14 protein-coding genes are annotated in these 14,475 nt (G+C 66.0%); 12 read left to right on the plus strand and 2 right to left on the minus strand.

The window, feature by feature from the left end:
* Positions 1-31 precede the first annotated feature (31 nt).
* On the plus strand, positions 32-1,021 hold the full coding sequence (gene dapF / locus GUY37_RS06860; RefSeq protein ID WP_152348281.1) for a diaminopimelate epimerase: 990 nt from the start codon (positions 32-34) through the stop codon (positions 1,019-1,021).
* Between the two features lie 12 nt (positions 1,022-1,033).
* On the opposite strand, the gene GUY37_RS06865 is transcribed toward dapF, so the two are convergent.
* A complete protein-coding gene (locus GUY37_RS06865; protein ID WP_166823766.1) occupies positions 1,034-1,648 on the minus strand; it encodes a class I SAM-dependent methyltransferase in 615 nt (204 codons plus the stop codon).
* Between the two features lie 129 nt (positions 1,649-1,777).
* Between GUY37_RS06865 and hflX the strand changes: the two genes are divergently transcribed.
* Together hflX and GUY37_RS06875 are read left to right on the plus strand one after the other, a co-directional pair.
* Positions 1,778-3,250, plus strand: coding sequence for a GTPase HflX (hflX, locus tag GUY37_RS06870; RefSeq protein ID WP_166823768.1), 1,473 nt, complete (start codon positions 1,778-1,780; stop codon positions 3,248-3,250).
* Positions 3,247-5,217 carry an ATP-dependent DNA helicase gene (locus GUY37_RS06875; protein ID WP_166823771.1) on the plus strand — a complete coding sequence of 657 codons (1,971 nt, stop codon included), beginning with the start codon at positions 3,247-3,249 and terminating at the stop codon, positions 5,215-5,217. The genes hflX and GUY37_RS06875 overlap by 4 nt, the downstream gene beginning before the upstream one ends.
* Positions 5,218-5,283: 66 nt before the next feature.
* On the opposite strand, the gene lexA is transcribed toward GUY37_RS06875, so the two are convergent.
* Entirely contained in the window at positions 5,284-6,042 is a 759-nt protein-coding gene (lexA, locus tag GUY37_RS06880; RefSeq protein ID WP_152348285.1) for a transcriptional repressor LexA, read from the minus strand.
* Between the two features lie 234 nt (positions 6,043-6,276).
* Here lexA and GUY37_RS06885 point away from each other — a divergent pair, with 234 nt between their 5' ends.
* The 9 genes from GUY37_RS06885 (at position 6,277) to GUY37_RS06925 (ending at position 14,473) form a co-directional block, all read left to right on the plus strand.
* A complete protein-coding gene (locus tag GUY37_RS06885) occupies positions 6,277-6,615 on the plus strand; it encodes a LysM peptidoglycan-binding domain-containing protein (RefSeq protein ID WP_152348286.1) in 339 nt (112 codons plus the stop codon).
* A gap of 86 nt (positions 6,616-6,701) precedes the next feature.
* Positions 6,702-7,880, plus strand: coding sequence for a histidinol-phosphate transaminase (locus GUY37_RS06890; RefSeq protein ID WP_228278407.1), 1,179 nt, complete (start codon positions 6,702-6,704; stop codon positions 7,878-7,880).
* Positions 7,877-8,473, plus strand: a complete 597-nt coding sequence (gene hisB, locus GUY37_RS06895) for an imidazoleglycerol-phosphate dehydratase HisB (protein WP_166823776.1) — start codon at positions 7,877-7,879, stop codon at positions 8,471-8,473. Before GUY37_RS06890 ends, hisB begins: the two co-directional genes overlap by 4 nt.
* The gene (locus GUY37_RS06900) at positions 8,470-9,072 is read left to right on the plus strand and encodes a hypothetical protein (protein ID WP_166823779.1); all 603 of its coding nucleotides are present in this window, start codon (positions 8,470-8,472) and stop codon (positions 9,070-9,072) included. The genes hisB and GUY37_RS06900 overlap by 4 nt, the downstream gene beginning before the upstream one ends.
* Positions 9,069-9,743 carry an imidazole glycerol phosphate synthase subunit HisH gene (gene hisH / locus GUY37_RS06905; RefSeq protein WP_166823782.1) on the plus strand — a complete coding sequence of 225 codons (675 nt, stop codon included), beginning with the start codon at positions 9,069-9,071 and terminating at the stop codon, positions 9,741-9,743. The genes GUY37_RS06900 and hisH overlap by 4 nt, the downstream gene beginning before the upstream one ends.
* Before the next feature lie 59 nt (positions 9,744-9,802).
* Positions 9,803-10,540 carry a bifunctional 1-(5-phosphoribosyl)-5-((5-phosphoribosylamino)methylideneamino)imidazole-4-carboxamide isomerase/phosphoribosylanthranilate isomerase PriA gene (gene priA, locus GUY37_RS06910; protein WP_166823785.1) on the plus strand — a complete coding sequence of 246 codons (738 nt, stop codon included), beginning with the start codon at positions 9,803-9,805 and terminating at the stop codon, positions 10,538-10,540.
* Positions 10,541-10,544: 4 nt separating this feature from the next.
* Complete coding sequence (locus GUY37_RS06915) at positions 10,545-11,381, plus strand: SseB family protein (RefSeq protein ID WP_166823788.1); 837 nt, start codon at positions 10,545-10,547, stop codon at positions 11,379-11,381.
* 46 nt (positions 11,382-11,427) lie between these two features.
* Positions 11,428-12,774 carry an amidohydrolase gene (locus tag GUY37_RS06920; RefSeq protein ID WP_166823791.1) on the plus strand — a complete coding sequence of 449 codons (1,347 nt, stop codon included), beginning with the start codon at positions 11,428-11,430 and terminating at the stop codon, positions 12,772-12,774.
* 49 nt (positions 12,775-12,823) lie between these two features.
* A complete protein-coding gene (locus GUY37_RS06925) occupies positions 12,824-14,473 on the plus strand; it encodes an AbgT family transporter (RefSeq protein WP_208094784.1) in 1,650 nt (549 codons plus the stop codon).
* Positions 14,474-14,475: the final 2 nt, after the last annotated feature.

Below are 14,475 nucleotides of genomic sequence, written 5' to 3' on the forward strand. Positions count from 1 at the left end.
AGCCACCGGCGCCCACCGATAGGATGGAGTCATGAGCACTCCGGATACCCCGTTCGCAGCATGGGCCGATGCCGCCTTCGTCAAGGGACACGGCACGCAGAACGACTTCGTCCTCATCTCCGACGACGACAGCAAGCTGGAGATGCATCCCGAAGCCGTCGCCACACTCGCCGACCGGCGGGCCGGGCTCGGCGCCGACGGGATCATCCGCATCGTCCGTTCCGCAGCCAGCGGTATCCCGGGGGCCGCCGAACAGGCCGAAGCCGGAGCCGAATGGTTCATGGACTACTACAACAATGACGGCAGCCTGTCCGAGATGTGCGGCAACGGTGTCCGTGTCTTCGCTCACGCGCTCGTCACCAGCGGTCGCGTCTCTGCTGACGCCCGTGACATCCTCGTCGGCACCCGTGACGGCATCAAGACGGTGCGCACGACCCTCAACCCGGCTCTCGGCGTCCAGACCGGCGACGACGTCGTCGGTACGGGAGTGTCGGGACCGGGCTCGCCCGGCGATGCCTGGTACACGATCGACATGGGCGACTGGTCGCTCGACCCATCGAGCTCCGTGCTCGTGGACACCGGCGGCATCGAGGTCGCCCGCCCCGGCCTGCGCGTGTCCACCGGCAACCCCCACACCGTCGTCGCCCTGGCCGAGAACGCTGAGCTCGCAGCCGCCGACCTGCGCGATGCCCCACTCCTCGACCCTGTCCCGCCACAGGGATCCAACATCGAATACATCGTCATGGAACCGGCCCGATCCGATGTGGCCGGGGGAGAAGGCGCTCTGCGCATGCGCGTGTTCGAACGCGGAGTCGGAGAGACCCGGTCCTGCGGAACGGGTGCCTGCGCGGCAGCGATCGCAGCCCACCACTGGGCCGGGGAGAAGTCACCTCTGCAATGGCGAGTCGATGTGCCCGGCGGTCAGCTGCGCATCGAAATCGAACCCGATGTCGAGGGCACGAGCGGACGCGTCAGCCTCGCCGGGCCCGCGGTCCTCGTCGCCAGCGGCACGATCAGCTGAGTCGGTCGCGCCTCAGCCGCGCTCGACCGTGAGCACGCGGAAACCCTTCGACGAGCCCGTGCGCACGACCTCGAAGTCGTCGCCGAGCATCCCGGCGATCCACTTCTGCAGGGAATCGGCGCCGAGGTTCTTCGACACGACCAGGTCGGCGCGGCCGCCCGGGGCCAGGCGCGGCAGCCACATCTCCAACAGTTCGTGCAGCGCTTCCTTGCCGATGCGGATCGGCGGGTTCGACCGGATCGCGGCGAACTGCACATCATCGGGAACATCAGCGGCGGTGACCGTGCGAATCGATTCGAGACCCAGCCTGCGCGCATTCGCCGCCGTGGTCTCCAAGGAACGGGAGTTGACGTCGAGTGCCCACACCCGCACATCCACCTCGGCGTCCTGGGCATCCAGGGCCGTGTGCAGGGCGATCGGCCCCCAACCGCACCCGAGGTCGAGGATATCGCCGGCCGGCGGCTGCGGCAGATGACGCAGGAGCACAGCGGTGCCGAGGTCGAGGCGAGTGGGCGAGAACGTGCCTGATACGGTTTCGACGGTGACGGCGCGGCCGGCCAACTCGAGGTTCAATTCCCGCGACTTGGCCTCGCTGCTCGGCGATTCGGTGAAATAGTGCTCTGACACCGTTTCAGTGTAGACGGCTGTGGGATAATTGATGGACATCACCGTCGGTGCGCATCGCCGCGACCGGTGCGAAGCATGACGACGTCCGCACGAGAAGTCCCGTGCTGACGGCAGAGAACAAAGGAATGAATGACGTCTGAAGACAAAGAGCGTCGCAACGCGATGCTCGACCGTGTGCTCTCCCGAGGTGCCCAAGCCCTCGATGATCACGACACCATCCCCGAGGACGACCAGTTCGACCTCGCCGAGCGTGCCGCCCTCACCCGGGTGGCCGGACTCTCCACCGAACTCGAAGACATCACCGAGGTCGAATACCGTCAGGTCCGCCTCGAACGCGTCGTCCTCGCGGGCATCTGGAACACCACCCAGGCCGAAGCCGAGAACTCGATCCGAGAACTCGCGGCGCTGGCCGAAACCGCGGGCTCCGAGGTCCTCGACGCGCTCATCCAACGCCGCGACAAGCCGGATCCGGGCACCTACCTCGGCAAAGGCAAGGCCGCCGAGCTCGCTGAGGTCGTCGCCTCCGTCGGCGCCGACACCGTGATCATCGACTCCGAACTCGCTCCCAGCCAGAGGCGCGGACTCGAGGACGTCATCAAGGTCAAGGTCGTCGACCGCGTCGCGCTCATCCTCGACATCTTCGCCCAGCATGCGAAATCCCGCGAAGGCAAGGCCCAGGTCGAACTCGCCCAACTCGAATACCTCCTGCCGCGTCTGCGCGGTTGGGGTGAGTCACTGTCCCGCCAGGCCGGTGGCCGGGTCGCCGGCGGTGCCGGGATCGGCTCCCGCGGGCCTGGTGAGACGAAGATCGAGCTCGACCGCCGCCGCATCCGCGCCCGGATGTCGAAGCTGCGCCGCGAGATCAACGCCATGGCACCGTCCCGGGAGACGAAGCGGAAGAACCGCGCCCGGCACCATGTGCCCTCCGTTGCGATCGTCGGGTACACGAACGCGGGCAAATCCTCCCTGCTCAACCTGCTCACCGACGCCGAGGTGATGGTGCAGAACGCCCTCTTCGCCACTCTCGACCCGACCGTCCGTCAGGCCAAGACCGCCGACGGCATCGTCTTCACCTACACGGACACCGTCGGTTTCGTCCGCAACCTGCCTCACCAGCTCGTCGAAGCCTTCCGCTCGACACTGGAGGAGGCCGCCGGTTCGGATCTGCTCCTCCACGTCGTCGACGCCTCCCACCCGGATCCGCACGGGCAGATCCAGGCCGTGCGCGACGTCCTGGGGGAGGTCGAGACCGGGGACATCCCCGAACTGCTCGTGTTCAACAAGGCCGATATCGCCGAGGAGGCCGTGATCACCGGGCTGCGCGCGGAGTATCCCGATGCCCAGTTCGTCTCCGCCGTGTCGAAGGAAGGCATCGATGACCTCATCGAGGCCATCGAGGACCGACTGCCGGTCCCGGACATCGACATGACCGTGCTCATTCCCTACGAACGTGGTGACCTCGTGTCGAAGATCTACGCCCTCGGCACGGTCGAACACGAATCGCACGGCGCAGAAGGCACCAGCCTGCAGGCGAAGGTGCCGACCGAACTCGTCGACGAACTGCGCGAATTCCAACGTCCGGACCTGGTCATCGACGAGTGAAGGCTGTCGACAACCTCCTCGAATCCGCTGTCGGCGCCATCGGCGGGTCGCCACGAGGAGGTCAGCAGGAGATGGCCCAGGCGGTCGCCTCGGCGGTGGACAAGGGAATCCACCTGCTCGTCCAGGCGGGAACCGGCACCGGCAAATCCCTGGCCTACCTCGTGCCGGCGACCGAATACGTCACTCGCACCGGTGGAAAGGTCGTCGTGTCCACGGCGACCCTGGCCCTGCAGACGCAGATCATCCACCGCGATCTGCCGCGACTGTTCAAGGCCGTGAAGAAGGATCTCGATCCGCTGCCCAGGGCAGCTCTGCTCAAGGGGCGGCGGAACTATGTGTGCAAGCACAAGCTCGCCGGCGGGTATCCCGACGAAGGAGAGGGAATGCTCTTCGACCTCGGCGCCGACGCCGAGGCGGGACGCAAACCCACCGAACGCTCCGGGCTGGGGGAGGAGATCCAACGGATCCGCACCTGGAAGAAGACCACCGACACAGGCGACCGGGACGACCTCATGCCCGGTGTCAGCGATCGTGCCTGGTCACAGGTGTCGGTCAACGCCTTCGACTGCCTCGGTTCGAACTGTCCGCTGTTCACCGAATGCTTCGCCGAGCTGGCCCGGAACAAGGCCGCCGAGGCCGATATCGTCGTGACGAACCATGCCCTGCTGGCCATCGACGCCTTCGGAGAATCGAACGTTCTGCCCGAACACGATGTCATCATCATCGACGAGGCCCACGAGCTCAAGGACCGGGTGACCAGCGCACTGTCCGGTCAGATCAACACGAGCATGCTCTCGGCGGCGACGAGTTCGGTCCGGAAACACACCACCGTCCAAGACGGGGTCGTCTCCCTGCTCGATTCCGCCGCGGCAGCACTCGAACGCGCACAGAAATCGGTGCCCGAGGGGCTCATCTTGCATATGAGCGAGGCACTCGGACTGGCCATGGCGCAGATCCGTGATTCGGCACGCCAGATCATCAACGACATCGGCGGCAAGACCGAGGACGCCGATGCCGGTCGGCAGATGGCCAAGGCCCGCTGTCAGGAGATCTTCGAACTCGCCGAGCGCTTCTGCGACCCGGGCAAGAACGATGTCATCTGGCTCTCGCGCTCGACCTTCAGGGAGAAGGAGACGACGAACCTCGTCGTCGCTCCCCTGAGTGTTGCCGGCACCATGCGCAACGGCATCTTCGAAGAGTCCACGGTCGTGGCCACCTCGGCGACCCTGTCCCTGGGCGGGAACTTCGACGCGGTCGCCGCCTCGTTGGGGCTCTTCGGACCCGATGCCCCGAAGTGGGACAGCCTCGATGTGGGATCGCCCTTCGACTATGGGAAGCAGGGCATCCTCTACGTCGCCTCCCACCTGCCCAAGCCCGGACGCAGCGGGCTGAGCGAGGAGGCGCTGACGGAGCTCGAGGAACTCGTCGAGGCGTCGAACGGCGGAGCGCTGGGCCTGTTCTCCTCCCGTGCTGCGGCGAACGCAGCGGCAGAACTCCTGCGGAAGAAGCTCGATCTCCCGATCCTGCTCCAAGGCGACGACGGCCTGCCGGCGCTGGTCTCCGAGTTCACGGCCGATGATCAGACCTGCCTGTTCGGGACCATGTCGCTGTGGCAGGGAGTCGATGTGCCGGGACGCACGAACCGACTGGTCATCATCGACCGTCTCCCGTTCCCACGCCCCGACGACCCGCTCATGCAGGCTCGAGCACGCGATGCCGACCAGCGCGGAGTCAACGGATTCATGGCCGTCTCGGCCACCCATGCGGCCCTGCGCCTGGCTCAGGGAGCCGGACGCCTCATCCGGTCGACCAAGGACAGGGGAGTGGTCGCCGTGCTCGACTCGCGGCTGCGCTCGGCCCGGTACGCCGGTTTCCTCGTCAACTCGATGCCGAGGATGTGGCCGACGACGAACTCCGGTCTCGTGCGCAAGAGCCTGGCACGGCTGGCCGAGACCGACGAAGGATGACACAAAGGCCCGCGACCGAATCGGTCGCGGGCCTTTGCATTTCGGCAGCGGAGAGCCGACAGAGGGTCAGAGGCGGCGGACGACAGCGACGACGAGGCCCATGATCTGCGCGTAGGTGCCGTCGATGGGCTCGTAGTTCTCGTTCTGCGGCATCAGCCACTGCTGACCGGCCTTGCGCTTGAGGGTCTTCACCGTGGCCTCGCCGTCGAGCAGTGCTGCGACGATCTGACCGTTGTCAGCGGTGTGCTGCTTGCGCACGACCACCCAGTCGTCGTGGCAGATGGCGGCTTCGATCATCGAATCGCCGACGACCTTGAGCAGGAACATGTCACCGGAGCCGACCACCTGGGTCGGCAGCGAGAAGACATCGTCGACTTCCTGTTCGGCCAGGATCGGGCCACCGGCGGCGATGCGGCCGACGACCGGAACCTGGACCGTGTTGTTGGACAGCTCCTCGTACTTCGCGCGCTCGGCCTCTTCCTCTTCGAACGGATTGACCACTTCGATGGCACGCGGGCGCTTCGGGTCGCGACGGACATAGCCGAGGCGCTCGAGCTGGGAGAGCTGGTGGGCGACGCTCGAGAGGGAAGCCAGTCCTGCGGCCCTGCCGATCTCGCGCATGCTCGGCGGGTAGCCGTTGGTGACGACCGCGCGTTCGATGGTTTCGAGCACGAGACGCTGACGAGGAGTCAGGCGGAAATCGCCCTCACCGGTCGATCCCTCGGGGATCTGGACCACGTCGTCGTCATCGCTGCGAGCGGCAGCGATCTCGCTGGCAACATCTTCGTTGCGAGGCCTGCCTCTGCCTCGTTTGTTCTGAACCATTGCTCGTTCCCCTTCGTTCTATTCCCTGCCGCTGAACGCCGTGATCTCCGCTTCGGAGATTCTCGTGTCAGTGCCGACTGAGATGGTTCTGACAGATCAATCAACAACGCTGGTTCCCTCTCATTGTCGCATAGATGTTCGAGTCGGACTGGACATTTGTTCGATTGGCATGTTGAATAGAACAGACGTTCTACCGATTACTGGTGGAATCGTACGAATGAAAGAGGTAATGCGATGTCTGCACAGAACACCGAGCTGCGCCTGACCACTCGTGGACGCCAGGCTGTGCGCCTTCTCCGGACCCTGCTCGTCGCTCTCGTCGTCATCGGCGGAGCGCTCCTCCTCGCCACCCAGTCGTTCTCGGCCGCTGCTGTCGCCGAATCGGAGACGGAGAGTGTCGGCATCGATGCCGACGCCGTCGTCGTCGGTGAAGGCGAATCGCTGTGGACCGTGGCTTCGAATCTCGGCCTCGACCGCGACACCCGCGATGTCGTGGCCGATATCGCCGAGATCAATCACCTGGACACCCCGACCGTCCACCCCGGCCAGACCCTCGACGTCCCCGTCCGCTGAGGGTCGGCCGGATCCGGCCGCCTCGGCGAGTCTCGTGGCCCGACCCGCCGCCCGGGCGGCGTGGGCCCCTCGGTAGAATGATCGCCGTGGGAAACATCGAATCTCTGCCAGTGCGGTCCGACCTCGTCGGCCTCAAGCCCTACGGGGCTCCGCACCTCAATGTGCCGGTCCAGCTCAACGTCAACGAGAACGCCTATCCGCTTCCGGACGTCGTCGTCGACAGCATGCGCGCCGCCGTCGATGATCACTTCTCGGGACTCAACCGATATCCCGACCGCGAATTCACCGCTCTGCGCGAAGACCTCGTGACCTACCTGGACGGTGTGAACGAACGCGCCGGAGACACCGTCGAACTCGATCCCTCCATGATCTGGGCAGCCAATGGTTCGAACGAAGTGCTCAGCCATATCGTGCAGGCCTTCGGCGGGCCCGGGCGGACCGTCCTCGGGTTCACCCCCTCCTATTCGATGCACCCGCTCATCACCACGGGCACCGGCGCCGAATGGCAGCACGTCGAACGCAAGGACGACTTCACTCTCGATGCCGACGCGGTCGCCTCCGAGGTGGCCCGTGCGAATCCGGACATCGTCTTCCTCTGCACTCCGAACAACCCGACCGGCACCTCGATCGGACTCGACGTCATCGAGGCCGCCTACGACAACTGTTCGGGAATCGTCATCGTCGACGAGGCGTACGCGGAGTTCTCCCGCCCCGCCAAGTCCTCGGCCATGACCCTGCTCGATGGACGGCCCCGCCTCGTCGTCTCCCGCACCATGAGCAAGGCCTTCGCCTGCGCCGGACTGCGGCTGGGCTACGCCATCGCCGCCCCTGAGCTCATCGACGTCCTTCGCCTCGTTCGCCTGCCCTACCACCTGTCCGAGGTCACCCAGGTCCTCGCCTGCACCGCACTCGAACACGCTGAGCTGCTGCTGGGCAACGTCGATCGGCTCATCGACTCACGCAACCGGATGGCAAGCCACCTCGCAGAGGCCGGGTTCACCGTCCACGACAGCGATTCGAACTTCGTCCTCTTCGGCAACATCTCCTCACCGGCCGATCTGTGGCAGAAGCTGTGTGACCGCGGAGTCCTCATCCGCGATATCGGCATCACCGGCCACGCCCGCGTCAACGCCGGCACCGAGGAGGAGACCGCAGCGTTCCTGACCGCCATCGACGACATCCTCGCCGAATCCCCGGACACCCTCGAGGAACGTCCGCAGGCTCCAACCCCGTCATCCGCCGCCCCGACGAAAGGCACTCCATGAGGCAGGCCCAGAACTCACGCACCACGTCCGAGTCCACGGTGTCCGTGTCCGTCAACCTCGACGGCACCGGCTCCTCGAACATCTCGACTTCCGTGCCGTTCTTCGACCATATGCTCACCGCCCTGTCGAAGCACTCGATGATCGACCTCGACATCACCGCCACCGGCGACACGCACATCGACGTCCACCACACCGTCGAAGACACCTCGATCGTGCTCGGCCAGACCCTGCGCGAAGCACTCGGCGACAAGGTCGGCATCCGCCGCTACGGCTTCGCTGCCGTGCCGCTGGACGAGGCCTTGGCCCAGTGCGTCGTCGACGTCTCGGGTCGCCCCTACTTCGTCCACGAAGGCGAGCCCGAAGGCCAGCAGTACCACCTCATCGGCGGCCACTTCACCGGTTCGATGACCTCCCACTCGCTGGAATCGATCGCCTTCAACGGCGGACTGACCGTCCACCTCGACCTGGTGCGCGGTCGCGACCCGCACCACATCGTCGAAGCCGAGTTCAAGGCCTTCGCCCGCGCGCTGCGCGAGGCCGTCGAAACCGATCCGCGCAGCAACTCCGTTCCCAGCACCAAGGGAGTCCTGTGAGTACGACCGTCATCGTGACCCCGTTCGGGGTCGCCCAACAGCTGGCCGCCGCCTGCGTGCTGTCGAATATCTCCGGCACCATCGTGCCGATCGGCGACTTCAGCGGAATCGTGCTCGCCGACACGGATGTCAAAGCCGGCAACGAGGCGGCCGCAGCGATCTCGAAGCTCGCGGGCAAACATGAGGTCCTGCTCCTCGTGCGCAGCGAAGAGCAGATCGACGCGGGCCACTACCGTCACGGCAGCCGCGAATCCGACGTGCCGGCCGGACTGGCGCTGAAGAACCTGCCCGATGTGCTCGAGGGACTGCTGCTCGAGACCGTTGCCGCAGAAGACGTCGAAGGCAGTATCCCGACCTCATCGATGACGAAGCTGCAGGCCAGCGCCGCCACCATGAGCCCGGGCCGGGCCGCCATGGCACGCACGGCACTGCTGTGGATCATCGCCGCAGTCCTCGCCGGACTCGTCACCGCCTTCGGCATTGCGCTGGGCCTGGGCGGAAACACCATCGCCTGGGTCGTCGCCGCCCTCGGCGTCATCGTCCTCGGATTCTCCCTGTGGAGGATCTGGTCGGTGCTGAGCAAGGGCGCGAAACGATGACGACGGTTGCCGTCCTCGACTACGGAGCCGGCAATGTCCGCTCCGCCGTGCGTGCTGTCGCCGCAGCCGGCGCCGAGGTCACGCTCACGGCCGACCACGATGTCATCAACGACTCCGACGGACTGCTGGTTCCCGGCGTCGGCGCCTTCTCCGCCGTGATGGCGGGACTGGAGAACGTCGGGGGAGTCGAACTCATCCGTGCCCGCCACGAACAGGGCCGACCGCTGCTCGGCATCTGCGTCGGTCTGCAGGTGTTCTTCGCCCGCGGTGAGGAACACCGAGTCAAGACCGAAGGCATCGGCCTGTGGCCCGGAGCCGTCACCGCGCTCGAGGCCCCGGTCATCCCGCATATGGGGTGGTCGAAGGTCACCGCGCCCGCAGACTCGGCAATGTTCGCCGGCATCGGAGACGAACGCTTCTATTTCGTCCATTCCTATGCCGCCGCCGAACCACCGCCGGGCACGATCGTGACGACCTCCCGCCACGGCAGCGATTTCGTCGCCGCCGTCGAAGACGGCACGACCTGGGCCGCGCAGTTCCATCCCGAGAAATCCGCCGAGGCGGGGGCCCGGCTGCTGCGCAACTGGCTCGCCTCGTTCGCGGCCGACAGCAGCCCAGGCAGCGACTCCGGCCGTACCGGCACCAACCCCACAGACGCACTCAGCTCCTGACCGAGCACACCGACTATGGTTGCCCGCAAACCCCGTGGCACCCTGGCAGAAAGGTCACAATGACAGACAGTTCGAACAAGCTGGTCCTCCTCCCCGCCGTCGACGTCGCCGACGGCAAGGCCGTCCGTCTCGTCCAGGGCGAAGCCGGAACCGAAACCGACTACGGTTCACCCATCGACGCCGCCCAGGACTTCGAGAACCGCGGAGCCGAATGGATCCACCTCGTCGACCTCGACGCCGCCTTCGGACGCGGATCGAACTCCGACCTGCTCAACCAGGTCGTCAAAGCTGTGGGGATCAAGGTCGAACTCTCCGGCGGAATCCGTGACACCGAAAGCCTCGAACGGGCACTCGACACCGGAGCCGAGCGCGTCAACATCGGCACCGCCGCCCTCGAGAACCCCGAATGGACCGCCGAGATGATCTCGCGCTTCGGCGACCAGGTCGCCATCGGCCTCGACGTGCGCGGAACCACCCTGGCCGCTCGCGGCTGGACGAAGGACGGCGGCGACCTCTACGAAGTCCTCGCAACCCTGGAAGCCGCCGGCTGCTCCCGCTACGTCGTCACCGATGTGCGCAAGGACGGCACCCTGCAGGGTCCCAATGTCGACCTGCTCAAGGACCTCGCGCAGAAGACGGACTCTCCGATCGTCGCCTCCGGCGGAGTCTCGAGCCTCGACGACCTGCGAGCCCTTCGTGAGCTGGTGCCCTTCGGCGTCGACTCGGCGATCGTGGGCAAGGCACTCTACGCAGGCAAGTTCACTCTGGAAGAAGCCCTCGACGTCGCAGGACGGTGAGTCTGTGAGCACGCACTCACACGATCCGGACCAGCCGCATGGGCCGGGCGGTCCCCGGTCCGCCGCGTCTGATGCCCGGGCAGGCGAGGCCCACGCCCCGACGGATTCCGCCGGTCAGGCGTGGGAGGGCCGGGATCTCAAACCCAACCCGTTCTCCGGCGACACGGGGCTGGCGGATGCGGCTCTGCTGGAGTCCATGACCCAGGCCGCTCAGGCACCCCTGGATCCGGCCGCACACCAACGGGTCGTCCAAGCCCTGTCCGGGGCCAGGCTCTACGCCCCGATCGTGCCGATGGTTCTCGACCAGGAGGTCGGAGAGAACGGGCTCATGGCCGACAATTCCTCGGAGATGGCGATGGTTCGCCTCCAGGCCGATGACGGACGAGAGTGCACCCCGGGATTCTCCGGAATCCCACCGCTGACCGCGTGGCATTCCGATGCCCGTCCCGTGCCGATCGAGTCCGAACGGCTTGTCCTCGGGGCGATCGAGGCCGAGTCCCAGCTCGTCGTCCTCGACCCTGGGGCCGAGTCCTCGTTCCTGCTGCGCCGCCCGGCCATGTTCGCGTTCGTGCAGTCCCAGCCGTGGACTCCGTCCTGGGCCGACGCCGAGGTGGCCCAGCGACTGCGTGCCATCGCCGAGTCCTTCCCCTGGTTGGCTCGAATCGGGGTGAGCCCCGGCAGCGACAGCGTCCACCTCGGTGGGCCGGAGCTCGGCATCACACTCGGCGTCGAGTCCGAGGTGCCGCCGGAGGAGGTGCGCCGGTTCCAGGAAGCCGTCGCCGGCGACGAGGACCTTGTGGCGAAGATCGACTCTCTGGCCATCCGCCTCGTCGAATTCTGACCGTTCCGGGCGTGTCAGATCGGCAGGGCACCTATGCTTGTGACCCATGAGCGAAATCCGTGACCTCGGCCACTCGACCGCACCGGACGACAGCTACCTCGACGAGATGGCTCGACAGACCCGAGCTCGAGCCGGGCAGGCCGCCGAGTGGGCCTCCGACTTCACCGGTGCCCCGGAGACGAGCCGGTCCGGCATCGCCGCTGGCCTCGACGCTGCGGAAGGCGACCTCACGGGCCTGCTCCACACCATCCATGACCTGGCAGAGACAGCATTCGAAGAGTTCGATTCGGTCGCAGCGATCGCCTCGGTGTTGGAGAATCACGGAGTCGATGTCGAGACCGGCCTCTACGGTGTGAAGACGACACTGCGGGCGACGACGGGATCCGGTCACGGTCGTACGATCGCGATCCTCGCCGAATACGATGCCCTGCCCGAGATCGGGCATGCGTGCGGGCACAACATCATCGCCACCGCCGGAGTCGGCGCCTTCCTCGCCCTCCAAGCCTTGTACGAGAAAGACCCCGACGCCGTGCCGGGCACCGTCGTGCTGCTGGGCACCCCGGCCGAAGAAGGTCATTCGGGCAAAGAGGTCATGGCCCGGGACGGTGCCTTCGACGGCATCGACGCGGCCATCATGGTCCACGGCTACGGCTACGACTGCGCCGACCAAGTGTGGCTGGGACGCCGCCTGCTCAAGGTCACATACTCAGGGGTCGCCGCCCACGCCTCTGCGCAGCCTTTCATGGGGCGCAACGCCCTCGACGCGGCAAACCTCTTCTACCAGGGGCTCGGCCTGATGCGGCAGCAGATGCCGCCGATTTCCCGCCTGCACGCGGTCATCACCGACGGCGGAACGAGACCGTCGATCATCACCGAAACCGCCACCGTGCAGTGCTACGTCCGTTCGAAGTTCCCCGAAACGCTCAAAGAGCTCTCCGACCGGGTCGAGGAGGCGGCGAAGGGCGCCGCGCTCATGACCGGCACCGGCGTCACTGTCGACTGGGACGAACATCCGCCGTCGTTGCCCGTGCGTACGAATTCGACGCTGACCGCCCGCTGGGCCGAACACGAACAGACGCGCGGCCGCCAGCCGCTGCCCGCCGGAGTCCTAGAGGAATCGATCGCTGCGTCCACGGACTTCGGCAATGTCTCCTACCGGATTCCCGGCATCCATCCGCTCATCAAGACCGCCGACGCCGAGGTGGCCCTGCACACTCGTGAATTCGCTGCAGCCGCCGAGACCCCTGCCGCCGAAACTGCGGCGCTCGACGCAGCCTATGGTCTTGCGTGCACCGCCCTGGATTTCCTCGTCGACGACGCCCTCGCCGCCGAGGTGACCGAAGAATTCGCCCGCGACGGCGGAGCGATCGATGTCGAGCACTTCTTCGACTGAGATCGTCCCGCCGCACCCAGACCCGCGCCATCGAAGAGAAGGACCGCTCATGTCGACGACGACAGATGGGAAAGTCGGTTTCGGCCAGCGCACGCTGGACTGGATCGAACGCATCGGAAACAAGCTGCCCGAACCGTTCACACTGTTCCTCGGGCTCTTCATCATCACCGGTCTCGTCTCCACGGCCATGGCCATGGCCGATGTCACCGTGGCCATTCCCGGCGGCGACGAGACCATCGCGATCAAGGGCCTGTTCACCGGGGAGGGCCTGTCGTGGCTGACCACGACGATGGGCGACAACTACATCGGGTTCCCGCCCCTGGCCACGGTGCTGCCGATTCTCCTTGCCGTCGGTGTGGCCGAGAAGTCCGGAATGCTCGCCGCGGCCGTCCGGATCGCATTCGGCAAGAGCCCGAAGTGGCTGCTGCCCTACGCCGTCGGCTTCGTCGGGGTGGTCGGGTCGATCATGGCCGACTCGGCGTTCGTCATCATCCCGCCTTTGGCTGCGCTCGTGTTCAAAGCGGCAGGACGGCATCCGATGGCCGGGCTCATCGGCGGGTTCGCCGCCACCGGTGCCGGCTATTCGACGTCGATCGTCCCCACGAGCCTCGACGCTCTGTTCGCCGGGATCACCACCTCGGTGATGGAGACCCTGCCGAACACCGATTACACCGCGGTCAACCCGGTGTCGAACTACTACTTCAATATCGCCTCGTCGATCGTGTTGGCGATCATCGCAGGGTTCATCATCGACCGGCTCATCGAACCGAACATGGTGCGCAAGGGAGTGCCCCGCGAATACGCGAATGCCTCGTCGAGCGGGCTGGCTCGCGAATACCAGGCACCCGACAGCCCCTACGGAGATGCCTCGGCTAAAACGGAAGGATACTCTGAATCCTCTGACGATGGTTCGTCCACAGAGATCAAGGCCGAACTCGAACCGGAGGAGAAGAAGGGTCTGATCTGGGCGGTCGTCTCGGGGCTCGTCCTCACCGCGGTCTTCCTCTTCGCTTTCCTCCTTCCCAGTTCTCCCTGGCGGAACGAGGACGGCGGATTCCTCCCGGAGTCCCCGCTGCTGTCGTCGATCGTGTTCATCGTCTTCGCCTACTTCATGCTCATGGGCGTCGTCTACGGCTTCGTCGTGTGCACCGTCCGGTCGATGAATGACCTGGTGAGGATGATGAGTCAATCGATCATCGACATGATGTCCTTCCTCATCCTCGCGTTCATCCTCGGCCAGTTCATCGCCCTGTTCAACTGGACCGGCATCGGTTCGTGGATCGCCGTCGCGGGAGCGTCGGGGCTCGAAGCGATCGGTCTGACCGGGTTCGCCGCGGTCATCGGCTTCATGCTCCTGGCCAGTGTGCTCAACCTGTTCATCATCTCCGGCTCGTCGATGTGGACGCTCATGGCCGCCGTGTTCGTCCCGCTCTTCTCCCTGCTCGGCTACGAACCGGCGTTCATCCAGGCCGGGTTTCGCGTCGGTGACTCGGCCACTCAGGTCATCACCCCGCTCAACCCGTACATGATCGTGCTGCTCGGTCTCGTCCGCCGGTATGAGCCGAACGCCGGGCTGGGCACGGTCATCTCTCGGATGTTCCCATTCGTCATCCCGTTCTGGCTGGCCTGGGCAGTGCTGCTGGGCATCTGGTTCCTTTTCGACCTGCCGCTGGGCCCGGGCAACGGGATCCGGCTGTGAGG

Origin of the sequence: Brevibacterium limosum (assembly GCF_011617705.1) — a bacterium.
Taxonomy (GTDB): Bacteria; Actinomycetota; Actinomycetes; order Actinomycetales; family Brevibacteriaceae; genus Brevibacterium; species Brevibacterium limosum.

Coding starts and splice junctions, on each gene's coding strand:
- hflX (WP_166823768.1), top strand. CDS start 1,778: ATGACGTCTGAAGACAAAGAGCGTCGCAACGCGATGCTCGACCGTGTG.
- GUY37_RS06925 (WP_208094784.1), top strand. CDS start 12,824: ATGTCGACGACGACAGATGGGAAAGTCGGTTTCGGCCAGCGCACGCTG.
- GUY37_RS06885 (WP_152348286.1), top strand. CDS start 6,277: ATGTCTGCACAGAACACCGAGCTGCGCCTGACCACTCGTGGACGCCAG.
- hisH (WP_166823782.1), top strand. CDS start 9,069: ATGACGACGGTTGCCGTCCTCGACTACGGAGCCGGCAATGTCCGCTCC.
- hisB (WP_166823776.1), top strand. CDS start 7,877: ATGAGGCAGGCCCAGAACTCACGCACCACGTCCGAGTCCACGGTGTCC.
- GUY37_RS06920 (WP_166823791.1), top strand. CDS start 11,428: ATGAGCGAAATCCGTGACCTCGGCCACTCGACCGCACCGGACGACAGC.
- priA (WP_166823785.1), top strand. CDS start 9,803: ATGACAGACAGTTCGAACAAGCTGGTCCTCCTCCCCGCCGTCGACGTC.
- lexA (WP_152348285.1), bottom strand. CDS start 6,042: ATGGTTCAGAACAAACGAGGCAGAGGCAGGCCTCGCAACGAAGATGTT.
- dapF (WP_152348281.1), top strand. CDS start 32: ATGAGCACTCCGGATACCCCGTTCGCAGCATGGGCCGATGCCGCCTTC.